Origin of the sequence: Nonomuraea typhae, from assembly GCF_009760925.1 — a bacterium.
Classification (GTDB): Bacteria; Actinomycetota; Actinomycetes; order Streptosporangiales; family Streptosporangiaceae; genus Nonomuraea; species Nonomuraea typhae.
The window spans coordinates 751,723-775,394 of sequence record NZ_VRLV01000001.1 but is presented as its reverse complement, the minus strand read 5'-3'; the positions used below and the strand labels follow the sequence as shown (position 1 = coordinate 775,394).

Sequence of the window (23,672 nt, the reverse complement as noted above, 5' to 3'; positions counted from 1 at the left end):
CCGCCAGGCCGTAGCTGAGAGCGAGCACGGCGCTCGGTGTCCAGCCGGTCCTGGGAGCAGATGAGGCGCAGCGCTTCCTTCTGCGCGGCGGTGGGGTATCCGTCGGACGCGTCGATCTCCTTGATCAGCCGCAGCAGCCGGCACCGTCAGCGGCCGAGACGGTGACGAGCGGGAGCGGGGTGGCCAGCAGGCCGCCGCTGAGGCCGGTGGTCAGGCCGACCCGCTGTTCCTGGGCTTGGGCGAGGTTGGAGGAGCAGACGCCGGTCTCGGGCAGGTCGAGCTGCACGTCGCGGGCGTCCTGCCAGTCTCCGGCCAGGGCGGCGACGACGGAGCGGACCTGCTCGTAGCCGGTGGCCATGAGGAAGGTGGGGGCGCGGCCGTAGCTCTTGACGCCGACGGCGTAGTAGCCGGGCTCGGGGTGGGTCAGTTCGTCCACGCCGTGCGCCGGGACGGTGCCGCAGGAGTGCTGGTTGGGGTCGATCAGCGGAGCCAGCGCGCGGGTGCTGCCGAGGATCGGGTCCAGGTCCAGGCGTAGCTCGGAGGCGATGGAGTGATCGGGCCGGTAGCCGGTCGCCGACACGATCTGGTCGACCGTGACGGACTGCTCACGGCCGGACGGGTCACGGCTGACCACCTCGACGCCGTGCCCGGTGGCGTTGACGCGGTGGGTGAAGAACCCGGTGAGCAACCGAATGCGGCCGGCATCCACGTGAGCGCGCAGCCGGGTGCCGAGAGCACCGCGTGCGGGCAGCGCGTCGGCCTCGCCGCCGCCATAGGTACGGCTGGCGCCACCTGACCGGATGGCCCAGGTGATCGTGGCGTCCGGCAGTTCGGCCAGGGCCAGCAGGGTGGTGGCCGCCGAATGGCCCGCGCCGGCCACCAGGGTGTGCTTGCCCTCAAAGCGATCGCGGTCAGCGCCGAGGACGTCCGGCAGGGCGTGGTCGACATCGGCCGCCTCTTCCCCGTGGGCGGGTAGGCCGCTGGCGCCCAGGACGTTGGGCGTGGTGTAGGTGCCGGAGGCGTCGATGATCGCGCGGGCCCGCAGCTCCTCACCGCTCTCCAGACGGATGAGGAACGGCGCGTCTTCGCGGCCGTTGGTGCGCACCCGGTCGTAGCCCAGGCGGCTGATCGCTGTGACGCGGGCGCCCAGCCGTACCTTGTCGCCGAAGAGCTTGGCCAGCGGGGCCAGATAGTCGGAGATCAGTTCGCCGCCGGTGGGCAGCCGGCCGGGGTCCGGCCCCGTCCAGCCGTCGGCTTCCAGCAGGCGGCGGGCGGCGGCGTCGATGTTGTACTTCCACGGGCTGAAGACCCGCACATGCCCCCACCGGACGACCGAGGCGGCAACCTGCTCGCCCGCCTCCAGGACCAGGAAGTCCTGTCCGCGCTCGGCCAGATGCGCGGCGGCGGCAAGCCCGACCGGGCCCGCTCCGATCACCACGACCGGCAGTCCACCGGCACCGGCGTTCACGTTCTGCTCAAGCTCAAGGGAGGCGGTGGTGCCGCAGCAACTTGCGCTCATGATGGCTTCTCCTGGGTCTCGGTACGGCTTAGCGGAAGAGCAGGACCTGCGTGCGGAGGCGATCCACGGCGGCGTCGGCGCGGCAGGCGGTGTCGCAGACCTCACCGGTGGCCTCGTTGAAGGAGAGGGCCGGGGCCCGGCGGACACGACGGAACAGAGTGCGCATCGCGCACCTCCTGTTTAGAAGTTCGTCTAAGTTGCCTGCAGCATGCCCGACTGCTTAGAGATTTGTCAAATTAGATGCTTACCTAAGCTGTCCGTCACTCCGGCTGGCCACAACCGCCGGCAGACGGAAGCTCGCCGGGAGGGCAACACGCCGCCAAGGCGGCCTGCAGGTCGATCAGTGCGCGCCGCACCCCGTCGGGGTCGGCGCGGTAGTAGACGGTCTTCCACTCGCGCCGGGAGGTGAGGACACCGCCGTCGCGCAGGGTCGCCAGGTGCGTGGAGGCGGCGGACTGGGCCAGCGACAGGCGCTCGGCCACCTCGCCCACGGTCAATTCCACCCCGCCTTCGAACAGGAAGAGGATCTGCTGGCGGGTGTCGCTGGCCAGGGCCTTGAGGAAGCCGCGCGCCGCGTCGGTGAGCTGGATGCCACTGCCTGCCGTCATGGGACTACCCTACTTCATCGCATTGTCATTTCTAGATTTGAAGATATGATACGCAACATGGACACGATCGTCATCGGCGGCGGCCAGTCCGGCCTCACCGCCGCCCGCGCCCTGAAGAACGCCGGCCTCTCACCCGTCATCCTCGAAGCAGGAGAGCAACCCACCGGCTCCTGGTCGCGCTACTACGACAGCCTCACCCTGTTCTCCCCCGCCCGCTACAGCTCGATTCCCGGCCACCCCTTCCCGGGGGACCCCGACGGCTACCCGCACCGGGACGCCGTCGTCGCCTACCTCCAGGACTTCGCCGACAGCCTGGGCGTCGAGATCCGCACCGGCACCCGCGTCACCTCCGTCGAGGCCGCGCAGGGCGGCTTCGCCGTACACACCGCTGACGGGCAGCTGCTGCACGCGGCAGGCGTTGTCGCGGCGACCGGCTCCTTCGGCAACCCCTACGTTCCCGACCTGCCCGGCGCCTTCACGGGCCGCACCCTGCACGCCGCCGACTACCGCAACCCGAAAGAGCACGCCGGGCAGCGGATCGTTGTCATCGGCGCCGGCAACTCCGCCGTCCAGATCGGCTACGAGCTGGCCGAGGTCGCCTCCGTCACCCTGGCCACCCGCTATCCCGTGCAGCTCGTGCCGCAACTCATCGGAGGCAAGGACATTCACCACTGGCACCACACCACCGGTTTCGACAGCCTGCCGCCCGCCTGGCTGGCCCGCATCGCCCAGCACACGCCCGTCCTGGACACCGGGGACTACGCCGCCGCCCTCAGCGACGGACGGATGGACCGGCGGCCCATGTTCACCGCCTTCGACGGCGAGGCCGTCGTCTGGTCCGATGGCGACCGCGAGCCGGTCGACACCGTCATCTTCGCCACCGGCTACCGGCCCGACCTCGGCTACCTCGCCCCACTCGGGCCCATCGAGCACGTCGGCGGCATCTCCACCACACACCCCGGCCTCGCCTACGTGGGCCTGGAGTTCCAGCGCTCCTTCGCCTCCAACACCCTGCGGGGCGTCACCGCAGACGCCGAGCACATCGCAACACCCCTGGCCGCCTGGGCCAGCGGCGCCCTCGCCGCTTACGGGCTCTGATGTGAAGAGCATCTATCTTGACATACGTCTAAGCAAGGCAAAGTGTTCTATCCAAAGCCGTCGATAGAAACGACGGCCCCGGCAGAAGAAGGGACCCGTCATGACGGAACAGGTACCGGACGTGCGGGAGATGGTCCGCGAGAGGTACGCAGCGGCCGCGGTGGCGAGCAGCTCTGGGGCCGCGAGCTGTTGCGACGTCACCTCACGGGATGGACAGGAGGTGTTCGGAGCCGCGCTGTACGACGACGCCGAGCGTACAGGGCTGCCGCAGGCGACAGTCGCGGCTTCGCTCGGGTGCGGCAACCCCACCGCCGTCGCCGAGTTGCGCGAGGGCGAGCGGGTACTCGACCTCGGCTCCGGCGGCGGGATCGACGTCCTGCTGTCGGCACGGCGGGTGGGCCCAACCGGCAAGGCGTACGGGCTGGACATGACCGAGGAGATGCTGGCGCTCGCCCTGGCCAACGCCCGCGAGGCGGACGCACGCAACGTCGAGTTCCTCAAAGGGGCCATCGAAGACATCCCCTTGCCCGCCGCCACCGTCGACGTCGTGATCTCCAACTGCGTCATCAACCTCTCCCCCGACAAGCAGGCGGTCTTCACCGAGTCCTTCCGTGTCTTGGTGCCGGGTGGGCGGCTGGGCATCTCCGACGTCGTCGCCGACGACGCACTGAGCCCCGCTCAACGGGCCGAACGAGGCTCGTACGTGGCGTGCATCGCCGGAGCGCTGTCCTTCACCGAGTACCGCCAGGGCCTGGAGGCGGCCGGGTTCACGGAGGTTGAGATCACGCCTACGCACCAGGTCGCCGACGGCATGCACTCGGCGATCATCCGGGCGGTCAAGCCTCACATAGCAGTTGAGCTTCAAGCAGAGGCTGCTACGTCACCCGGTTTGTGACTCGGATTCCTTGACGGCATGATTCTTTGAACGTTATCTGTCGAGATCTTTGATCTTGCTTCTCCTTCGATGCAGGAAGGCAGGCGTCGGAGGGCCACGGTCTCACGGTGATGATCGCGCCGGGGCACCTCGCCTGTTCCGCTGGAGGACATCGCCCGCCTCGTCGGCCACGGCGGCACGGCCGTTACCGAAGCCGTCTACCGCAAGCAGATCCGCCCCGTACTTCTCCAGGGAGCTGCGGCGATGGACGGGATCTTCACCCGATAGCCACCCAGTTGGTCACTCAGCAACGCGAAAGGGTGCCACCCACTAGAGTGACACCCTGATCGACCAGCTAAAACCTGGTCGGGACGACAGGATTTGAACCTGCGACCCCTTGACCCCCAGTCAAGTGCGCTACCAAGCTGCGCTACGTCCCGCCAAGAGTCCGGCGGAACCGTTTTCGTCGTGTTCCGCTCGGCCTTGCGTGGAAAACACTATCACGGCTCGCGGACCCCTCCGCGCCATTTCTGACGAGGCCAGACCCTCACCGGACCCCCTGAAACGGCGCGGCATCCTGCGTGCAGACCGTGCCTTCCGGCGGCAGGGTGCCGTTGATCAGATAGGCCGTCTGGTGGCGGTCGGCGCAGGTGCTCGGGTTGAGGATGACGCCGTGGCCGTAGCCGTCCACGGTCAGCAGGCGGGCTCGGGAGAGTTCGCGGGTCAGGCGCTGGGCGTTGTGGTACGGGTCCGCGGGGTCGTACGTCGTGGACATCACGAGGATGGGTGCCGCCGTGCGCCGGTTCCATGGGCCCGTGTAGCGGTCGGCGTCCATGGTGGGCCAGACCGAGCAGGGGGCCAGTCTCCAGGTGGCGAGTCTGCCGAAGTCGCCGCTTCGGCGGGCGGCCCACTCGGCCTGGCCGGGGAACGTCGCCGGGGCTGGGCGGTCGGTGTCGGCGCAGACCACGGCGCCCGCCTGCTCCAGGCCGGCGTAGCGGTCCACGGGGTTCTGCTCGGGCGCCTTCTGCTGGGGTGCGGCCGGGATGGGGGTGTTGCGGGCCAGCCACAGGGTCTGCAGGAGCCGGGCGGCCTGGGGCCAGCCGTGGTCGACGTAGCCGGGCAGGGGTTCGACCACGTCCATGGCCTGGGCGACGGCGGCCATCGTGGTGGCGCGGGTGAACACGTCGTCGCCGGCCCGGATCGGGCCCTTCGCCAGACGCGCCGTCAGCTCGGCGTATTTGCGCCGCGTCTCAATCCGCGCAGCCTCAATCCGCCGCGTCTCAGCCCTCCGCGTCTCAGCCCTCCGCGTCTCAGCCCTCCGCGTCTCAGCCCTCCGCGTCTCAACGCGTCCTGTCTCAATCGGGTTCGGGGCCGCGGCGAAGGGGCACCTGGATGGGCCGGCCTCGGCGCACAGGTCCAGGAAGCGGCTGAACACGCGGCGCCGTTCGACATCCTCCTTTAGCCGCAGGGCCGTGCTCAGCCGGCGCCCTTCACCACCCCGCCCGGTGGTGTAGGCCACGGGCTCGAGGACGGCGTCCAGGACCATGGCGCGGATCCGGCCGGGGAAGAGGTTGGCGTAGGTGGCGCCCAGGAAGGTGCCGTAGGACAGGCCGTAGTAGGTGAGGGTGGGTTCGCCCAGGGCCTGGCGGATGAGGTCGAGGTCGCGGGCGGTGTTGGCGGTGGACATGTGGGGCAGCAGGTCTCCGGCGCGGTCGCGGCAGGCGGTGGCGAAGCGGCGGTAGGCGGCCTCGGTGGCGCGTTCCTCGTCGCGGCCCAGCGGGAAGCCGGCGGGGATCGAGGCCAGGACGCGCTGCTGGTCGGCGAGGGTGTCGAAGCACTGGACGGCGGTGCTCTGGCCGATGCCGCGCTGGTCGAAGCCGACGACGTCGAAGCGTTCGCGGACGGCCGCGGGGATGCGGGTGTACAGCTTCGGCAGCGTGTCGGTCAGCGCTTCGCCGGGGCCGCCGGAGTGGAGGAACAGGGTGCCGATGCGGGCGCCGGTGGCGGCGCGTTTGATCAGGCGCAGGTCGATGCGCCGGCCGTGGGGGGCGTCGTGGTCCAGGGGGACGGTCAGGGTGGCGCATTGGTACGGCGGGCCGGCCGTACAGTCGCTTCTCCAGCGGACCGCGGCGGGCAGCGGGGCCAGGGTCGTGGTGAGCGTGAGCAGGGCGGTGCCGATGGCGGTCGTCCACATGTGCCCACTGTGGCCTGGGATGTACGGCGGGGCAGTCAGGGATACCCCCTGATCACAGTAGGGTCAACCCCACCGCTTATCATCATGTGGTAATGGTCACAACAAAATGACGCTAAACGGTTATAGTATGTGCAGTCGTGACACCAAGAAATAAAGGCAGTCATGGCGTAATGCCCACCCCCTCATCCCTCAGAAGGGCACACATGCGCATAAATCCGCCTCTTAAGCGGTTTGCCCAATTAGTTGCCGCTGGCTCCGTCGTCCTCCTCACCGTCCCCGCCACCGCCCAGGCACAGACCACGTCCTGCCCGGGCCCCGGCACCGACACCGCCGTCGAGACCCCGGTGGTGATCAACCCGGCGACTGCCTGCCCGGACACCGCTCAGGCCCTGAAAATCGCCTACGCCCCCCGCGTCGACGGCACCCTCACCCTCGACGACAAGGACCCCCACGGCGGCGAGCCGAGCGAGCACGACGACATCAGGTTCACACCCTCACCAAACACAAACTCCTACGTCGTCTTCAACAAAAAGACATATATCCTGAAAAATGTGCACTACCATGGCCCGGCCGAGCACAAAATCGCCGGACAGCCGGACTTCTCCCCCCTTGAAGCCCACCTGGTGCACGAACTCGACGGCCCGGAACTCGGCTACGTCGTCCTGTCAGTCCTGGTGAACCCCGCCAAGGCCAAGTCGGAACACGACCGCCTGCTGCACGAGCCGCCCACCACCCCCGGCGCCAGCAAGAACGTCCAGGGCGTCAGCCTCAAGGCCCTGCTGCCCCCGCAGGGCAGCCGCGCCTACTACCGCTACAAGGGCTCCCTCACGACCCCCGACGCCAGCCACGTCTACTACAAGCCGGTGAACTGGTTCGTGTTCAAGCGGTACGGCACCGCCACCCCCGAGAACATCGCCGCGGTCCACGCGCTGTGGCCCGAGGGCAACAAGCGTGAACTCCAGAACAACCCGGTCCCGCCGAACATCTACCGGCACTGACCGGCCGCCTCCGCTACATCGGATCTAGCGGATGCGCGAAGGGATCTCGCGTCCAAGGGATGACCAGGGCAAGCACGAGAGGATCATCCCGATGAGCATCCGTCCCTTCCGCATCGACATCCCGCAGGAGCAGCTCGACGACCTGGCCGCCCGCCTGGCCGGCACCCGCTGGCCGGACGAGCTGCCGGGCGTCGGCTGGACCCGGGGCGTGCCGGTGGCCTACCTGAAGGAGCTGGCCGAGTACTGGCGCACCGCCTACGACTGGCGCGCGCAGGAAGCGGCGATCAACGAGCACCCGCAGTTCATGACCACCATCGACGGGCAGAACATCCATTTCCTCCACGTCCGCTCCCCCGAACCCGGTGCCCGGCCGCTCGTCCTCCTGCACGGCTGGCCGGGCGCGGTGACCGACTTCCTCGACGTCATCGGCCCGCTGACGGACCCGCGCGCCCACGGCGGGGACCCGGACGACGCCTTCCACCTGGTGATCCCCTCCCTGCCGGGCTTCGGCTTCTCGACGCCGCTGGCGGGGCCGGGCATGACCGCGGCCAGGATGGCCGAGCTGTTCGTGCGGCTCATGGCCGGCCTCGGTTACGAGCGGTACGGCGTGCAGGGCTACGACTCCGGCTCCTGGATCGCCCCCGCGATGGCCAGGCAGGATCCCGGGCACGTCACCGGCGTCCACGTGAACGCCATGATCGCCTTCCCCGCCGGGATCGACGGCGAGATGGACGGGCTGCCGGCGGCCGACCGGCAGCGCTGGCAGCGCATGCTGGACTTCAACGACGGCTACCTGCAGTGCAACTCCAAGCGACCCCAGACGGTCACGTACGGCCTGCACGACTCCCCGGTGGGACAGCTGGCGTGGATCGTGGAGAAGTTCAAGGAGCTCACCCACCCGGAGGACGCGCTGCCGGAGGCGGCCATCAGCCGCGACCGCATGCTCACCGGCGTCTCGATCTACTGGCTGACCGGCACCGCGGGCTCGGCGGCGCAGATCTACTACGAGGAGCTCTCGGCGGCCGGCTGGGACGACACCGCGCCGGAGCGGGGCACGGTGCCGACCGGGGTGCTGGTCTCGGCCCACGACGTGACCATCCGGCCCTGGGCCGAGCGTGACCACGCCATCGTCCACTGGACCGAGCTGGACGAGGGCGGCCACTTCCTGTCGATGGAACGGCCCGGTCTGCTGATCGACGACGTGCGCACGTTCTTCGCCAAGATTGGCGGATAAGCTCCGCCGGGCGCGACGGCCGGCCGTACGCTCTCGGAAGCGTGGAGACCGTGATCGTCCTGTTCAATCGTGACCTGCGGGTGCACGACCATCCGGCGCTGAGCGCGGCGTGTGAGCGCGGGCGGGCGGTGGTGCCGTTGTTCGTCCTGGATCCGGCCGTTCCGGCGGGGCGGCGGACGGCGTTCCTGCTGGCCTGTCTCGCCGATCTGCGTGAGGGGCTGCGGGCGCGGGGCGGCGAGTTGTTCGTACGGCGGGGCGACACGGTCGCCGAGACGCTGCGGATGGCCGGGGAGACCGGCGCCACGGCCGTCTACGCCAGCGCGGACGTGAGCGAGCTGGCCGGCGCCCGTGAGCGCCGCCTGGCCGGGGCGGCGCGGATCGAGGTGCGGCTGTTTCCCGGGGTGACCGTCGTCCCGCCCGGCCTGCTGCGGCCTTCGGGGGGCGGTGATCATTACCGGGTGTTCACCCCGTACTGGCGGGCCTGGTCGGCGGCGGCGCGCAGGCCGCTGCTGCCGCCGCCGGGGCGGGTGGAGGTGCCGTCCGGGCTGGAGCCGGGCGAGCTGCCCACCTCGGCGGCGCCGGGCGGGGAGGCGCGGGCCCGCGCGCGCATGGCGGCCTTCGCCCGCGAGCACCTGGCCGGTTACGCCGACGGGCACGACGACCTGGCCGGTGACCGGACCTCGCGGCTGAGCCCGTTCCTGCGCTTCGGCTGCGTGTCGCCGCTGGAGGTGGCGGGGCTGGGGAACGAGGCGTTCGTCCGGCAGCTGTGCTGGCGCGACTTCCACCACCAGGTCACGCTCGCCTTCCCGCGGATCGACCGCGACGACTACCGCCCGCGCGGCCATGCCTGGCACGACGACGCCGGCGCCGAGCAGGCGTGGAAGGCGGGCATGACCGGGCTCCCGATCGTGGACGCGGGCATGCGCCAGCTGCTGGCCGAGGGCTGGATGCACAACCGCGCGCGGCTCATCACCGCCGCGTACCTGGTCAAGCATCTGAGGATCGACTGGCGGACGGGCGCGGCCCACTTCTTCGACCTGCTGCTGGACGGCGACGTCGCCGACAACCACGGCAACTGGCAGTGGGTGGCGGGCACCGGCAACGACACGCGGCCCAACCGGTCGTTCAGCCCGATCCGGCAGTCCAGGCGCTTCGACCCGGCCGGGGACTACATCCGCGCTCATGTCCCCGAGCTGGCCGGCGTGCCCGCGCCCTATGTGCACGAGCCGTGGTCGTCCCCGCGGCCGATCCCCGGCTATCCGCGGCCGCTCACGCCGCCGGCTCCTCGATGATCATCTGGGGCCGGCCGCTGACGAGCAGCCAGGCGGGCAGCAGGGCGAGGCAGAGGATGGGCAGCATGTCCAGGTCGGTCACGACGGTGGCGGCCATGAACAGGCTCAGCCAGCCCTGCTGCGTGATCGCCAGCACCACGCCCATGACCGCGCAGGCGATCGCCAGCCCGACCGGCACCCCGGGCACCAGCGCGGCGGCCAGCAGGCCGAGGGCGGCGCCGATGAACACCGCGGGGAAGATCCGGCCGCCGACGAACCCCGAGGTCGCCGCGATGAGCAGGGCCACGAGCTTCACGACGACGATCAGGGCCAGCGCGGCGGCGCCGTACGAGAGATGGACGAGCTCCTTCATCTCCTCCAGCCCCTTGAACAGGGTGATCTGACCGCCGATCATCCCGGCCACGCCGAGGGCCAGTCCGCCGAGCGTGAGCCGGGCGAGGGGGTGGCGGACGCGGTGGAAGAGGCGGTGGACGTGCGGGAAGGCGTAGACGGCGGCCAGCCCGGCCAGCGCCGCGGCGGAGGTGATCACCATGCTGGTGACCAGGTCGAGCAGGTGCGGGGTGTAGTCGGGCAGGCCCAGGCTGAAGACGGGCTGGGCGATGAGGACGGTGGTGAGCGCGCCCGCCCCGGCGGCGATCAACGGGCCGAAGAGCCGGTCCCAGAGCGGCTCGTCCTTGGGGCCGAGGGCCAGCTCCGACAGGATGAGCGCCGCGGCCACCGGCGTGCCGAACAGCGCCCCGATGGTGCCCGCGGCGCCCAGCCCGAGCCAGACCGGGGCCTTGACGCCGGGCATCAGACGGGCGCCTACGGCTACGGCCAGCGCCACGTTCGCGGCGGTGATGGGGTTCTCCGGCCCGAGGCTGACGCCGCCGGCCAGGGTCAGCACGGTGGCCAGCAGCATGCCGGGCAGCACGGACACGGGTACCGGCGGTCCCACCAGCCCTTCGGTGGCCGGGTCCGGGCCCGAGGGGATCTTCCAGACGACCAGGCCGACCGCCACGCCCGCGAGCGTGAGCATGATCAGGGTCCACCAGGGCGAGCCGCCGTCGAGGCTCAGGGCGGCAGGCAGGTGCGTCCAGAGCACCTCTTGCAGGGCTTCGGCGGCGAAGCTGAGCGCGAGCAGGATGAGGCTGCAGCCGACGCCGACGATCAGCGCGGGCAGCGCCAGCCGGGCCAGCGCCGCCACGGGGCGGCCGCTCAACGCGGCCCCACGCAACCATGCGTCATGGTTTGTCCCTTGCCGGGCGACGCTCACGCCAAGGTCAAGCAGGGTTAACTTTCTCTCCCGAGGTCAGCTCCGGGGAGCGGCGCATGAGGCGGAGCATCGCGCGGTGGAACCGCTCCCGCTCCCCCGGCGCCCAGTCGCCGGTGAGCCGGTCGAAGACCTCCTCCTGCCAGGCGTGCGCGTGTGCCAGCAGCTCGCGGCCCTCCTCGGTGAGCACGACGGTACGGCGGCGCCCGTCGGCGGCCGAGGCGGTGACCGCCAGGTAGCCGCGCTCCGCGGCCTGCGCCACCATGCGGGAGGCGCCCGACTGGTCGAGCCCCAGCTCCCCCGCGATCTCGTTGACCGTCACCTCGCCCCGCTCGCGCAGCGCGTGGACCGGGGGTGATCGGCCCGGCGCCCTTGGGACGAGGAAGCTCGCCTTCCGCATCGCTTCCTACCGTGGCCGCCATGAACACGTACGCCATGGAGGCCCGGCTGATCGCGCGCCCGTCCGCCGACTTGGGTGAAGAGCATTTCGAGGTGGTCCGCACCGAGATCGGGCCCCCGGGAGAGGGCGAGTTCCTCGTGCGCAACGACTGGATGGCCCTCTCGGTCGTCATGCGCGAGCTGATGGCGGCCGAGCCCCACCCCGAGCTGCCGATGTCCGCCTACGAGCTCGGCGAGCCGCCCTGGGCACCGACGGTCGGCACGGTCCTCGCCTCCCGCAGCGGGGGCTACGCCGCCGGCGATCTCGTCCTGCACCTGTACGGCTTCCGCGACCACGTCCTGGCCGCCGAGGGGGACGAGACGGTCACCAAGCTCGACCCCGGCCTGCTGCCCGGTCCCGAGTACCACCTCAACCAGGGCGCCACCGCCTGGCGCGGCATGGTGGAGATCGGCCGCGCCGGTCCCGGCGACACCGTCTTCGTCTCGGGCGCGAGCACCGCGGTCGGCTCCGTGGCCGGGCAGATCGCCCGCTGCCTGGGCGCCGGGCGGGTGATCGGCAGCACCGGGAGCAAGGAGAAGATCGGCTACCTGGTGAACGAGCTGGGCTTCGACGCCGCCTTCGACTACCACGACGGTCCCGTGGCGGAACGGCTGGCCGAGCTGGCCCCTGACGGCATCGACGTCTTCTTCGACAACGTCGCCGGGGAGCAGTTCGAGGCCGCGCTGGGGCTGGCCGCCCCGCATGCCCGGTTCGCGTTGTGCGGCTCGCTGTCGGGCCGCAATCCGACGCTCGACCTGGAGCCCGCCGTACTGCGTGATGTGAGCATCCGCGGGTTCACCACCCCCTACGAGCGCTGCGACGCCTGGATCGAGCACTATGCCCGGTGGGTGCGGGAGGGCCGGTTCGTCTTCCCGCACACGGTGGTCGAGGGCGGCGTCGCCGCCGCGCCGGGCGCGCTCGTCTCCCAGCTCGCGGGCCGGTTCCGGGGTACGGCGCTGCTGAAGCTGCGACCCGCCCCTAGAGTCCCGAGGCGACTTTGAGGGTGATCACGCCGAGGATGATGGCGGCGAACGACACCAGCTTGGGCACGGTGATCTTCTCCTTGTAGATGAGGGCGCCGAGGATCACCGTGCCGATGGAGCCGAGCCCGGTCCACATCGTGTAGCCGACGCCGACGTCGAGCGTCCTGAGGGCCAGGCTGAGGGTGTAGATGCCGCCGGCGGCGGCGGCGAGGGTGAAGACCGAGGGCCAGAGCCGGGTGAAGCCCTTGGTGGCGTTGGTGCCGAGCGCGAAGGCGATCTCGAAGACGATGGCGATCGCCAGATAGAACCAGGCCATGGGAGTGCTCCTTGGGTTGAGACGGGGGTCAGGCGGTGGCGAGTTTGTCGGAGAGCTTGAGGCCCAGCACGCCGCCGATGATGAGGACGAACGCCAGGGCCTTCCAGATGGTCATCGACTCGCCGAAGATCACCGTGCCGAGCACGACGGTTCCCACCGAGCCGATGCCGGTCCAGACGGTGTAGCCGACGCCCACGTCGAGGGTCTTGAGCGCGAGGCTGAGGAAGAAGATGCCACCGGCCGCCGCGGCGGCGGTCAGCAGGGACGGCCAGAGCTCGGTGAAACCGTTGGTCGCGTTGGTGGCCAGTGCGAAGACCACCTCGAAGACCGCGGCCACGAGCAGATAGATCCAGGCCATTGCGGGGACTCCCTTAGTATGCATGTACCTACAAACAAGAAGTATGTATGTACAAGCAAATCTCGTCAACCCGGAGACCGCCCGCCCCGCGGACGCGGAGCGGGCGGCCCGAGGGTCAGCCCGTCGCCGGGGCGTAACCCGCCGGCCGGGTGGTGAACCCGGCCCGGCCGCGGGTCCGGCCACGCAGCCCCGTCGCGTACCCGAACAGCTCGGCCAGCGGCACCACGGCCGTCAGCACGGTGCTGCCCGAGGCGCCGGCAGACCCGGTCACCCGGCCGCGCCGGGCGGCCAGATCACCGAGGACCGGGCCGACTGCGTCGTCCGGCGTGGTCACCGTGACCTCGGACATCGGCTCCAGCAGCACCATCGCGCACCGCCGCAGCGCCTCGCGCAACGCCAGCCGCCCGGCGGTACGGAAGGCCGGCTCCGAGGAGTCCTTCGGATGGGTGGCCCCGTCCGTCAGCGTGACGCGCAGGCCGGTGACCTCATGGCCGAGCGGCCCCTCGGCCAGCGCGTCCCGGCAGCCCGCCTCGACCGCGGCCACGTACTCACGCGGCACCCGGCCGCCGGTCACCGCCGAGCCGAAGGCGAACCCGGACTCCAGCGGCGCCACGTCGATCGTGACCACCGCGTACTGCCCCGCCCCGCCGTCCTGCTTGACGTGGCGATACAGCACGCCGCTCACCCCGCGCCCGACGGTCTCCCGGTAGGTCACCCGCGGGCGGCCCACGGCGACCTCCAGCCCATGGACGCGGCGGACGCGCTCCACCGCCACCTCGAGCTGCAGCTCACCCATCCCGGACAGCAGTGTCTGCCCGGTCTCGGCGTCGGTCCGCACGACCAGCGACGGCTCCTCCTCCACCAGCCGGGCCAGCGCGCCGGCCAGCCTGCCGGCGTCCGTCCTCCGGCGCGCCTCGACGGCGACCGAGACGACCGGCTCGGCGGCGTCCGGCGGCTCCAGCACCAGCGGCTCGGCCGGCGCGCACAGGGTGGCGCCCGCGCGGGCCGCCTTGAGCCCGGCGACGGCGACGATGTCGCCCGCCCCGGCCCGGTCGAGCTCGTCGTACCGGTCCGCCTGGACATGCAGGATGCGGCCCACCCGCTCCGTGCGCCCGGCCACCGCGTCGTACACGCTCGCGCCCTTCTCAAGCGTGCCCGAGTACACCCGCAGGAAGGTCAGCCGCCCGCCGGTCCCGGTGCTCACCTTGAAGGCGAGCGCGGCGAACGGCGCCGCCGGGTCCGCCGGCCGTTCCCGCCGCTCGCCCCGCCACTCCCCGCGTACGGCGGGCAGGTCGGCGGGCCCGGGCAGGTAGGCCACGACGGCGTCGAGCAGCGGCTCGATCCCGCGGTTGCGGTAAGCCGAGCCGCACAGCACCACGACCGCCTCCCGGCTCAGCGTCAGCTCGCGCAGCGCGGTGACCAGCGTGCGCTCGCTCAGCTCCGGCCGGTCCGCGTACTCCTCCAGCGCCAGCGGGTGCAGGGAGGCCACGGTCTCGGCCAGCAGGCGGCGCCGCCGTACCGCCTCGTCGCTCAGCTCGGCGGGGACGGGACCCTCGCGCAGGCCGTCGTCCCAGGTCAGCGCACGCATGCGGACCAGATCGACGACGCCGGTGAAGCCGTCCTCGCGGCCGATGGGCAGTTGTACGGCCAGCGGCACCACCCCGAGCCGCGTGCGGATGGACTCGACCGCGCGGTCCAGGTCGGCGCCGGCGCGGTCGAGCTTGTTGACGAACGCCAGGCGGGGCACGCCGTGCCGGTCGGCGCGGCGCCAGACCGACTCGCTCTGCGGCTCGACGCCGGCCACCGCGTCGAAGACCGCGACGGCGCCGTCGAGCACGCGCAGGGCGCGCTCGACCTCGCCGGCGAAGTCCACGTGGCCGGGGGTGTCGATCAGGTTGACGCGGCAGCCGCGCCAGTCGCAGCTGACGGCGGCGGCCGAGATGGTGATGCCGCGTTCGCGCTCCTGGGGGTCGAAGTCGGTGACGGTGGTGCCGTGGTGGACCTCGCCGCGTTTGTAGGTGGTGCCGGTGACGTACAGGATGCGTTCGGTGACGGTGGTCTTGCCAGCGTCGACGTGGGCGAGGATGCCGATGTTCCGGAGTTTTCGGGTGGTGCGCACGGTCCGCTGCCTTTCGGCGTGGTTCTGGGCAGGACGGCGCGATTGACGCCCCGAGCTCGTCAGGGCGCGAGGTGCCGGTGGCGGGCGCGCAGCCGCCGCCGACCGGCAGGAGACACCTGGATCACCTCGTGGCGGGCCCGGGGGGCGAACGTGGCGTCACGCACGGCCGTCTCCCCTCGCTCGGTGATCTCTGGTTCCCGGCGAGTGTAAGGAGACGGGCGGCGGCGAGGGAAACGTTTTTCAGAGCCCGGGCCTCGATGCCGCCGTGGGGCCGGCCCGGGCTCGGCCTCTGCGGCGGTACCGGCGGTGAAGACGCTGGTCAGAAGGGTTTGGCGGGCTGTCTTCGCCAGCAGGAAGGCGTGGCCGCGCGGCAAGGCCGGCGGCCTGGAACTCCGGGCACAACCGAATATCGACCGCCTGTTTACTTCGACCACACGCCCGATCGCCTACTACTAGGAAGGTAACGATTACGCGCACGAGGAGGTCACGATGAATCCGAACGCGTTAGAGACCAAGGCCCAGCAGCGAGGTTGGAAGGTGGTCAGCAAGTACGACGCGGACGGGCCGATGATGACGCTGGTCCGTGACGATTGGGAGATCTGGGTGGCGTTCTCCGGATCCGCCCCAGAATCCGCCACACTGCGCAAGCCCGGGCGCACCGAGCCGAAGAGGCTCCTGTTGCGTGACATCGGCATGTGGGTACGACGTGACCGCGGGCAGATGAGCCGCTTCGCCGTCGGCGACCACGTCGTCGTCAAAGGCAGACCCGGCAGAGTCACCGACATCACGCTCGCCCGCAGCACGGATGAGAAGCGCGGGCGTATCCGCCTCAGTGTCGTCTACGACGACGGCGGCACCGGAACCCCGTTCAGCGACCAGGTCCCGCGGCCACGTGCCGGACTGCGCCGGAGATAGTCACCCCGAGCGACGCGCCCTCCACCCCCCTCACCGCAGGAACGACGGCAGCGCGCACGCGCCGATCGCGTGGTAATCGTGCACGGCCAGCGCCACCGGCCCGGCGAACGAGATCGCGACGACCAGGGTCAGAACCACGAGCTCCAGCCCGATCGAGCCCTTGATCGGCCAGGTCCGCGCCAGCATCAGCACGGGCACCGACAGCACCGCCGAGCACACGGAGACCACCGGGAACAGCAGGATCCGCCCGAGGCTCCAGAAGACGCCGCCCACCAGCCCGGCGAACTTCTCGCCCGAGCCGAGGTCGCCCGCGCAGAAGCCGCGCCCCCACATGACCAGGCGGATCTCCAGGACCGTCCCGGCCGTGGCGCACAGCAGAGCGATGACCGCCGGGAAAGCGCACCCGAAGGCCCAGCGCGCCTCCCCGGCCTCGAACGGCAGCCGTTGCTTCGTCACGGGAGCCAGCAGACCAGAGCCGTGTGATGCGCCTCCGCAGCCCGTGTGGAGATTCCGTCGAGGTTCGGCACTTCTTCGCCGGACGGCTCAGAGGACGGCCTGCGCCAGGGTGATCCCGCCCGCCACCACCAGGGCCGCCGCCCACATGCGGTCCACGTTGAACCAGGCCCGCTTCAGGACCGTCAGCCCCGCCGCCTCGTAGGCGAGCACCGCCGTCAGTCCGGCCGCGGCGAACATGGCCAGCGTGTGCAGCGCGGCGGCGCCGAGGCCGCCGGTCATGGCGTGGCCGTGCGCGTGCATGCCGGTGAAGACGGGCAGCAGCATCAGCCCGGCCCCGTGTGCCGAGGACATGAGGAAGGACCACCCGGCCAGCTGCGGGAGCGTCAGCCGCATGCCGGCCCAGCGGAAGTGCCGCTCCGACAGCAGCCGCCACAGCCCGAACCCGACCAGGAGCACGCCGCCGCCGATGGCCAGCGCCGACCCGGTCACGAGCGAGCCGGTGGCGGCCACGACCATCGCCACCAGCGCCACCGAGGCGAGGTGGCCGGCGGCGATGGCGGGCAGCGAGGCCAGCATGCGCCCGCGCGAGCGCTCCTGCAGGCCCCTGGCGACCGCGAACAGCCAGCCCATGGCCGGGTTCAGCCCGTGGAAGGCGCCCAGCAGCACGATCGCCGCGACCGTCACGGGAAGCAGTAGGAGTCGGAGGAGGCGTCGCCGCCCTGCAGCTTGACCTGGTGGGGACGCAGGCCGCGGAAGTCGGTGACGAACACCCGCTCGTCGAAGGTGAAGCTGTCGGTGTTCACCAGGGCCAGCCAGGAGCCGACGCCCTCGGGGTAGAACTGGTCGTCCCAGGAGCCGTACAGCGAGTTGGTCAGGTAGACGCGCTTGCCGTCCCGGCTGATCTCGACCATCTGGGGGCCGCCGCGCAGCTCCCGATCGGGCTGGGCCGGGTGCGCCTTCTTCCCGGTGATGCCGCCGATGCGCAGGGAGCCGATCTCGATCGGGTCGAACGGATCGGTGACGTCGTACTGCTTGAGCTCGCCGGTCCCCCAGCACGAGACGTAGAGGTGCCGGTCGTCCACGGACAGGTCGAGGTCGGTGACCAGCGGCGGCACCGCCCCGAACGGCTGCAGCAGCGGCGGCAGGTCGGCGGCGTCGGCCGGTTCGGCCGGGATCGTGATGACCTTGCGCACCGCGAACCGCTCGCCGTCGCGGAACCAGACCCACACCGAGGCCGACAGATCCGCCACGCTGGTGACGACGCCCACGAAACCGTACTGTTGGCTGGGATCGTGGGCGGGGCGCAGCTCGAGCGGCATCTGGTGTTCGTCGCCCAGGTCGATCTCCTGCACGTGGCGGCCCTTGGGCAGATCCCAGATGTGCAGCCGGTGACCGTACTTGCGGTTGAGCAGCAGCGCCCCGTCGAGCCCGTCCTCGATCATCGACGGCGTGCCCCACTCGGAGGTGATCAGCACGTCGTGGTTGAGGTGCCACCAGAAGTCATAGGCCAGGTACTGCGGCCCGCGCTCCACCTCCCACCGCCTGCGCACCTCGAAACTCTGGTGATCGAGTACGGCGATGCCGCCCGGGCCGTCGTCCCCGTTGGCCCCGCCCAACGCCGAGACGTAGAGCCCGTCGGGCCCGCAGTGCACGGTGTGCGGCCGCGAGTAGCCGGCCTTGGCGGCCAGTTCCTCCGCCTCGATGACCTTGACCAGTTCCGGGCTGACCCGGTCCTTGGTGTCGAAGATGTGGATGCGGGAGCTGCGTAATCCGGGCACGACCAGGTAGCGCCGCTCGGTGTGGGGGTGCGGTGCCGACGGGCACAGGGCGCTGCTGCAGGCGTTCCAGCCGAAGTGGTGAAGTTCGTCGCCGGTGTTGGGCAGGTCCGTCCAGCCCACGAGCGTGCCGTACGTGGCCGAGGCCGAGTCGGTGTCGAGGACGGCTATCGCGTCGGGCTTCTCTGCCTTACGGTCGAAGGCGGCGATGTAGGCCAGCTTCTCGGGCGGCCCCGCGGCCGCGTCGCGGGGCGAAGGGTAGAAGGTGGGATCAGGAGTCCAGAGGGCCATACCCCCAGGATTCCTATATTTCCTACAAGGTCAATAGATATCGGCTCAGGTGAACGTGAGCGCCGGGTAGGCCAGCAGCATGACGGCGCCGAACCCCATCTTCAGCAGGGCGTCGAGGATGCCGAAGACCTGCATGGGCACGCGCGTGAGCTTGAGGCCGGCCACGGCGTTGGCCATGAGCAGCAGGCCGAGCACGACGATGAGCGGGCCGTGCGCCAGGCCCATGGGCAGGAAGTGCACGCCCACGACGAACAGGATCGCCAGGATGAGCGTGCGCTCGCCGGCGTCCTTGAACCGGGTCACGGTCAGGTAGATGAGCCCCATCTCGAGGACGATGGCGCCGGCCAGACCGGCGATGTGCGCGAACGAGGGCGAGCCGAGCGAGGGCAGCAGCGCGCTCAGCCCGCTCGCGGTCAGGCCGGTGGCGAAGCCGCCGATGACGAAGACCAGCCAGCGCGTGCGGAAGATCCAGCTCAGGAGGAAACCGAGGCCGAGGAAGAGCAGGAACAGGCCACCGCCCCGGATCAACGGGTACGGATGGGCCAGAAGGGGCTCGAGGGTACTCACGCCGCATAGCCTCCCACGTCCCGATATATACCTTGTTCCGGGTCGTTCCTGGCTGGGCAGGGAATATGCACCGGGGAAGGAGGCCCTCATGGGACTGGGCAGGCTGCTGCACAACCACGACGAGCACATGGACGAGGGCGGCACCATCGACCATCCGCGCGCCTACGAGTTCCTCGCCGGCCTGGGCTACCTCGGCCGCCGCCGCGAGGCGTTCACCCGGCTTGCCGCGCTGGCCGGCATCCGCCCCGGCCACGCCGTGCTGGACGTCGGCTGCGGCACCGGGTACCTGACCCGGATCATGGCCCCGGTGATCGGCCCGGCCGGGCACGTGACCGGCGTGGACCCGTCGCCGCCGATGATCGACCACGCCCGGCGGCACGCACCGGGCAACTGCGCCTACATCGTCGGCGAGGGGCAGGACCTCGACCTGCCGGACGGCACCTTCGACGTCGTGACCTCGAGCCTGGCCGTGCACCACATGCCGGTGGCGGCGCGCGGGCGGGCGGTGCAGGAGATGTACCGGGTGCTGCGGCCGGGCGGGCGCCTGCTCATCGCCGAGTTCCGGCCGCCCGCGCACCCGCTGCTGCGCCGCCTGACCGGGATGCTGTCCGGGCCCGCCATGCGCCACGAGCCGCGTGACCTGCTGGGCGAGCTGATCCCGGACGCGGGCTTCGAGGTCGTGGACGACGGGGACGTCAAGCCGATGCTCTACTACGTGCGGGCCACCCGCCCGGCCTAGCCTGCGTCCCCCCTGAGAGGGACTTCCGCGTTCCCCCCTCGCGCGGGACGCTTGTGACAGAGCGTGATGCCTACCGTCGTGGGCATGCGCTTCTCCACCCGTCTGCGACGTCGCCTGCTCACCGCGCTGGTCGCCGCCTCCGTGGCGGCGCCGGTCTCGGGGGCGGCCGGCTCCTCGGCGGTCCCGGCACCGGTGCCGACGGCCCTGCCGTACCTCAGCGTGACCACCCTCGACGCGCGGTACGCCGCCGCCCGCGCCGAGATCCGCGGCGCGGAGCGGGCGGCCGCGGCGGCGGGCCACGAGGGACGGGCGGCGGCGCTGCGCGCGATGGCCGCGCCGGGGCGGCGCTTCCTCTCCTTCGACGGGCGGGACGGCGGGCGCAGCGCGGAGGTCTTCGGCGACCTCGCGCGCGCCGACCGCATCGCCGTGCTCGTCCCCGGCTCCGGCACCACCCTGGACACCTACGGCCGCCTGTACGGCGGGGCCGCCAACCTGGCCGCGGCGCTGGGCGAGCGCGGGGCCGTCATCGCGTGGCTCGGGTACGCCACGCCGTCCGGCACCGGCCTGACCGTCGCGACCACCACCCGAGCCGAGGAGGCGGCGCCCGGCCTGCGCGCCTTCACCCGCTCCCTGGCCGCCGCCCGGCCCGGCGCCCGGTTGTCACTGCTCTGCCACTCCTACGGCGCCGTCGTCTGCGGCAGCGCCGCCCCGGGCCTGCCCGTGGACGACATCGTCCTCTACGGCAGCCCCGGCGCCGGCACCACCACCGCCGCCGGGCTCCGCACCACCGCCACCGTCTGGGCCGGGCGCGGCAGCCGCGACTGGATCGCCGGCGTTCCGCACGCCAGCTTCGCGCTCGGCTTCGCCACGCTCGGCCTCGGCGCCGACCCGGTCTCCCCCGCTTTCGGCGCCCGCGTCTTCCCCGCGGGCACGGCCACCCACAACGACTACCTGACCCCCGGCTTCCCCTCCCTACGGGCCATCGCCCAGATCGTGACCGGCCATGACCACTGAAACCCTCCCCAACCAACCCCAAGACCCCAGCAAACCGAGCGGACCGGCAGGACTGGGCGGACCCAGCCAACTGGACAGGCCGGACAGAGCCGGCGGACCCGAGACACCGGGGGGACCGGGCGGAGCAAGGGGACGGGGCGGACCGGACGGAGAAAGGGGGCCGCGAGGACCCGGCGGGCCGGGCGGCCCCAGCGGACCCGAGACACGGGGCGGACCCAGCCGGCCGGACAGCCCACGCAGAGCCGGCGGACCCGAGACACCGGGCGCACCCAGCAAACGGGGCGAACCGGGAGGACCCGAGGGACTCGAGGGACCCGGCGAGCATGACCGACCCAGCAGACCTGAGGGACCGGGTGGGCCCAGCGGGCAGGGCGGGCCCGGCGGGCCGGACAGTGCCGGCGGACCCAGCGGGCCCGAGACACCGGGCGCACCCAGCAGACCGGGCCAACCGGGAGGACCCGGCGGGCAGGGCGGACCCGGCGAACCCGGGAGACCCAGCGAGCCGGGCGGACCCGGCGGGCCGGTAGGACTAGCCCATGCCCATGGACTCGGCAGACGGGACCGGCCCATCCAGCTCACCCAACCCGGGCAGCTCACCCAACTCGGCCAACCAACGCAACCCGATCAGCTCTATCAGCGCGACCAACCCAGCCAGACCGACCAGACCGACCAGCTTGGACGACCCGACCAGTCCGGCCACGTTGGACGCCCCAGCCACCCCGGCCGCCTTGACCGCCTTGGTCACCTTGGCCACCCCGGCCACCCCGGCCATGCCGGTCGCCTTGGGCAGCCGGCCCTGCCTGGTCTGTCCGGCTTGGGTGGCCGAAACGGCCGCCCGGAGCCGTCCGGTCAACCTTCTCAGTCTGATCCGGCTGGTTCGGATGACCGGAACGGGCACCGCGGCCCGGATGCGCGTGGTGGCCGGGGGCGGGGTGGGCTGGTGGGGCGGATTGAGGGGGCTACGCCGGCTACCAGGGATCGTGCCGTTGACGGGCTGCGTGCCGTTGCCATCCTGGGCGTCGTCCTGGGCCACTGGCTGGTGACCGCGCTGGTCGCCGAGAGCGGGACGATCCGGGTGACCAGCCCGCTGAAGTTCCTGCCCGAGATGACCCCGCTGTCCTGGGCGTTCCAGACCCTCGCCCTGTTCTTCCTGGTGGGCGGCATCACGGCGGCCACGTCGTACACCGGTTCCTACCGGCTCTGGCTGCGGAGGCGGCTGGTCAGGCTGGCGCGGCCGGTGTTTCCCGTCGTGCTGGTGTGGGCCGGGACCGCCGGGGTGATGCTGGCGTCCGGGTCGGCCGTGGACACCGTCGCGGCCCTGGTGAAGCTGGTGGTCTCGCCGCTGTGGTTCCTGCTGGTGTTCGCGGCCCTGACCGCCGCTACCCCGCTGGTGCTCCGGCTGCATCCCGGCTGGCCGCTGGGCGTGGTCGTGGTCGTCGACGTGCTCCGGTACGGCCTGGCCGCCCCCGAGTGGCTGGGCTGGGTCAACCTGGCCGCCGGCTGGCTGGTGCCGTACACGCTGGGAGCGGCCTGGGCGGCGGGAAGGTGGCGCGGCCGGTCGGCGAGGTGGGGGCTGCTGGCCGGCGGCGCGGCGGCCGCGGCGGCGCTGGTGGTGTGGGCGGGGTATCCGGCGGCGATGGTCGGGGTTCCGGGCGCGCCGGTGTCGAACCTGAATCCGCCCACGCTGGCGGCGGTCGCGTTCGGGCTGGCCCAGTGCGGCGCGGGGCTGCTGCTGTACCGGCCGCTGGGGCGGGTGCTGCGCCGGCCGGTGGCGTGGGCGGCGACGGCGCTGCTCAATCTGTCGGCGATGACGATCTTCCTATGGCACCAGACGGCGATGATCGCCGTGACCGCGTTGGCCCTGCCGATGGGCCCGTTGCCGGGGGTGCACACGGCGCCAGGGGAGGTGGCGTGGCTTGGGTGGCGGCTGGTGTGGCTGCCGGTGTTCGGGGCGGCGCTGCTGGTGTGCCTGGCGGCGTTCCGGTCCTCCGAGCGCCCGCGACCATAACACGATGTTAGGGACAATCTGGGGCGTCCCCGAAGAGGGAAGACCCGCATAACGTGACAGCACCCCCCATTTCTAGGAGGACCTATGTCACGAACCCTCCGATTAGTCTTCTCCCTCCTCCTCACCGTCGCCATTCTCCTGATCAGCTCGCCGGCGCAGTCCCTCACCATGGTGCGGGTGCTGCGGTACGACGCGAGCCGGGCGGCGGAGTTCCGTGGCGCAATCGACCAAGCGGCGCAGGTCTGGAACTCCAGCGTCGTCAACGTCCGCATGGTGCCGGGCACCCCCGCCGACTTCGTCGTCCTCGCCGACAACGGCTGGCCGCGGGCGCTGCCGACCAGCCTCGGGCGCGGGACCATCTGGATGGGCCGCACGGCCGTCCAGCAGGGCCACTACGTGCCGCGCATCGCCACGCACGAGATCGGCCACATCCTCGGCCTGCCCGACCGGCGCACCGGCCGGTGCACGGATCTCATGTCGGGGTCCAGCGCGGGCACGTCCTGCCGCAACCCCAACCCGAACGCGGCCGAAAGGGCCGAGGTGGACCGGAACTTCTCCGGCAGCGTCGTTCCCGAAGTCGAGTTCGGCATCGTGCACGTGGACCGCTGATCCGCCCTCCGGGT

Annotated in this window: 25 protein-coding genes and 1 tRNA gene; 11 read left to right on the top strand and 15 right to left on the bottom strand. The window is 71.5% G+C overall.

Annotation, left to right across the window (positions count from 1 at the left end):
- Nucleotides 1–124: 124 nt before the first annotated feature.
- From FVE25_RS03625 to FVE25_RS03620, 3 genes are all read right to left on the bottom strand, one after another.
- Nucleotides 125–1,519, bottom strand: coding sequence for an FAD-dependent oxidoreductase (locus FVE25_RS03625; RefSeq protein ID WP_157244916.1), 1,395 nt, complete (start codon nt 1,517–1,519; stop codon nt 125–127).
- A gap of 28 nt (nt 1,520–1,547) precedes the next feature.
- Nucleotides 1,548–1,685 (bottom strand): hypothetical protein, encoded by a 138-nt coding sequence (locus FVE25_RS53705; RefSeq protein WP_181019431.1) that lies wholly within the window; start codon nt 1,683–1,685, stop codon nt 1,548–1,550.
- Nucleotides 1,686–1,779: 94 nt separating this feature from the next.
- Nucleotides 1,780–2,127, bottom strand: coding sequence for an ArsR/SmtB family transcription factor (locus tag FVE25_RS03620; protein WP_157244915.1), 348 nt, complete (start codon nt 2,125–2,127; stop codon nt 1,780–1,782).
- A 57-nt stretch (nt 2,128–2,184) separates the two neighbouring features.
- On the opposite strand from FVE25_RS03620, the gene FVE25_RS03615 reads away from it, so the two are divergent.
- Nucleotides 2,185–3,225 (top strand): flavin-containing monooxygenase, encoded by a 1,041-nt coding sequence (locus FVE25_RS03615; protein ID WP_157244914.1) that lies wholly within the window; start codon nt 2,185–2,187, stop codon nt 3,223–3,225.
- Nucleotides 3,226–3,325: 100 nt separating this feature from the next.
- A complete protein-coding gene (gene arsM / locus FVE25_RS03610) occupies nt 3,326–4,120 on the top strand; it encodes an arsenite methyltransferase (protein ID WP_157244913.1) in 795 nt (264 codons plus the stop codon).
- A gap of 342 nt (nt 4,121–4,462) precedes the next feature.
- Here the strand turns inward: arsM and FVE25_RS03605 are convergent.
- Nucleotides 4,463–4,539: transfer RNA gene (locus FVE25_RS03605), tRNA-Pro, on the bottom strand.
- A gap of 107 nt (nt 4,540–4,646) precedes the next feature.
- Nucleotides 4,647–6,293, bottom strand: coding sequence for an alpha/beta hydrolase (locus FVE25_RS03600; RefSeq protein ID WP_157244912.1), 1,647 nt, complete (start codon nt 6,291–6,293; stop codon nt 4,647–4,649).
- Between the two features lie 203 nt (nt 6,294–6,496).
- Here FVE25_RS03600 and FVE25_RS03595 point away from each other — a divergent pair, with 203 nt between their 5' ends.
- From FVE25_RS03595 to FVE25_RS03585, 3 genes are all read left to right on the top strand, one after another.
- On the top strand, nt 6,497–7,291 hold the full coding sequence (locus FVE25_RS03595; RefSeq protein ID WP_157244911.1) for a carbonic anhydrase family protein: 795 nt from the start codon (nt 6,497–6,499) through the stop codon (nt 7,289–7,291).
- A 91-nt stretch (nt 7,292–7,382) separates the two neighbouring features.
- Nucleotides 7,383–8,525, top strand: coding sequence for an epoxide hydrolase family protein (locus tag FVE25_RS03590; protein ID WP_157244910.1), 1,143 nt, complete (start codon nt 7,383–7,385; stop codon nt 8,523–8,525).
- 41 nt (nt 8,526–8,566) lie between these two features.
- A complete protein-coding gene (locus FVE25_RS03585; RefSeq protein WP_157244909.1) occupies nt 8,567–9,817 on the top strand; it encodes a cryptochrome/photolyase family protein in 1,251 nt (416 codons plus the stop codon).
- On the opposite strand, the gene FVE25_RS03580 is transcribed toward FVE25_RS03585, so the two are convergent.
- On the bottom strand, nt 9,795–11,018 hold the full coding sequence (locus FVE25_RS03580) for an ion channel protein (protein ID WP_181019430.1): 1,224 nt from the start codon (nt 11,016–11,018) through the stop codon (nt 9,795–9,797). The two genes, FVE25_RS03585 and FVE25_RS03580, sit on opposite strands and share 23 nt — an antisense overlap.
- 61 nt (nt 11,019–11,079) lie before the next feature.
- Nucleotides 11,080–11,469 (bottom strand): MarR family winged helix-turn-helix transcriptional regulator, encoded by a 390-nt coding sequence (locus tag FVE25_RS03575; protein ID WP_157244908.1) that lies wholly within the window; start codon nt 11,467–11,469, stop codon nt 11,080–11,082.
- Between the two features lie 20 nt (nt 11,470–11,489).
- Here FVE25_RS03575 and FVE25_RS03570 point away from each other — a divergent pair, with 20 nt between their 5' ends.
- Entirely contained in the window at nt 11,490–12,509 is a 1,020-nt protein-coding gene (locus FVE25_RS03570) for an MDR family NADP-dependent oxidoreductase (protein WP_246266580.1), read from the top strand.
- Here FVE25_RS03570 and FVE25_RS03565 read toward each other — a convergent pair.
- The 3 genes from FVE25_RS03565 to fusA form a co-directional block, all read right to left on the bottom strand.
- The gene (locus FVE25_RS03565; protein ID WP_157244907.1) at nt 12,487–12,807 is read right to left on the bottom strand and encodes a DMT family transporter; all 321 of its coding nucleotides are present in this window, start codon (nt 12,805–12,807) and stop codon (nt 12,487–12,489) included. The genes FVE25_RS03570 and FVE25_RS03565 overlap by 23 nt on opposite strands.
- 28 nt (nt 12,808–12,835) lie before the next feature.
- On the bottom strand, nt 12,836–13,165 hold the full coding sequence (locus tag FVE25_RS03560) for a DMT family transporter (RefSeq protein WP_157244906.1): 330 nt from the start codon (nt 13,163–13,165) through the stop codon (nt 12,836–12,838).
- Nucleotides 13,166–13,280: 115 nt separating this feature from the next.
- Nucleotides 13,281–15,284, bottom strand: coding sequence for an elongation factor G (fusA, locus tag FVE25_RS03555; RefSeq protein WP_157244905.1), 2,004 nt, complete (start codon nt 15,282–15,284; stop codon nt 13,281–13,283).
- Between the two features lie 489 nt (nt 15,285–15,773).
- Here fusA and FVE25_RS03550 point away from each other — a divergent pair, with 489 nt between their 5' ends.
- Nucleotides 15,774–16,199, top strand: coding sequence for a hypothetical protein (locus tag FVE25_RS03550; protein WP_157244904.1), 426 nt, complete (start codon nt 15,774–15,776; stop codon nt 16,197–16,199).
- A gap of 30 nt (nt 16,200–16,229) precedes the next feature.
- Here FVE25_RS03550 and FVE25_RS03545 read toward each other — a convergent pair whose 3' ends face one another.
- From FVE25_RS03545 to FVE25_RS03530, 4 genes are all read right to left on the bottom strand, one after another.
- Nucleotides 16,230–16,655, bottom strand: a complete 426-nt coding sequence (locus FVE25_RS03545) for a hypothetical protein (RefSeq protein WP_157244903.1) — start codon at nt 16,653–16,655, stop codon at nt 16,230–16,232.
- Nucleotides 16,656–16,742: 87 nt separating this feature from the next.
- The gene (locus tag FVE25_RS03540; protein WP_425489469.1) at nt 16,743–17,339 is read right to left on the bottom strand and encodes a hypothetical protein; all 597 of its coding nucleotides are present in this window, start codon (nt 17,337–17,339) and stop codon (nt 16,743–16,745) included.
- Nucleotides 17,336–18,721 (bottom strand): selenium-binding protein SBP56-related protein, encoded by a 1,386-nt coding sequence (locus FVE25_RS03535; RefSeq protein WP_157244902.1) that lies wholly within the window; start codon nt 18,719–18,721, stop codon nt 17,336–17,338. The genes FVE25_RS03540 and FVE25_RS03535 overlap by 4 nt, the downstream gene beginning before the upstream one ends.
- 45 nt (nt 18,722–18,766) lie before the next feature.
- Nucleotides 18,767–19,288, bottom strand: coding sequence for a DUF6609 family protein (locus tag FVE25_RS03530; RefSeq protein ID WP_157244901.1), 522 nt, complete (start codon nt 19,286–19,288; stop codon nt 18,767–18,769).
- 88 nt (nt 19,289–19,376) lie between these two features.
- On the opposite strand from FVE25_RS03530, the gene FVE25_RS03525 reads away from it, so the two are divergent.
- Together FVE25_RS03525 and FVE25_RS03520 are read left to right on the top strand one after the other, a co-directional pair.
- A complete protein-coding gene (locus FVE25_RS03525; RefSeq protein WP_157244900.1) occupies nt 19,377–20,027 on the top strand; it encodes a class I SAM-dependent methyltransferase in 651 nt (216 codons plus the stop codon).
- 84 nt (nt 20,028–20,111) lie between these two features.
- Nucleotides 20,112–21,041 (top strand): alpha/beta hydrolase, encoded by a 930-nt coding sequence (locus FVE25_RS03520; RefSeq protein WP_157244899.1) that lies wholly within the window; start codon nt 20,112–20,114, stop codon nt 21,039–21,041.
- A 529-nt stretch (nt 21,042–21,570) separates the two neighbouring features.
- Here FVE25_RS03520 and FVE25_RS54950 read toward each other — a convergent pair.
- Nucleotides 21,571–21,894: a hypothetical protein gene (locus tag FVE25_RS54950; protein WP_181019485.1), complete on the bottom strand. Its 324-nt coding sequence runs from the start codon at nt 21,892–21,894 to the stop codon at nt 21,571–21,573.
- Between the two features lie 87 nt (nt 21,895–21,981).
- Between FVE25_RS54950 and FVE25_RS54945 the strand changes: the two genes are divergently transcribed.
- On the top strand, nt 21,982–23,049 hold the full coding sequence (locus FVE25_RS54945) for an acyltransferase family protein (protein ID WP_246266579.1): 1,068 nt from the start codon (nt 21,982–21,984) through the stop codon (nt 23,047–23,049).
- Nucleotides 23,050–23,133: 84 nt separating this feature from the next.
- A complete protein-coding gene (locus FVE25_RS03500; protein ID WP_157244895.1) occupies nt 23,134–23,658 on the top strand; it encodes a snapalysin family zinc-dependent metalloprotease in 525 nt (174 codons plus the stop codon).
- The last annotated feature ends 14 nt before the right edge of the window (nt 23,659–23,672 follow it).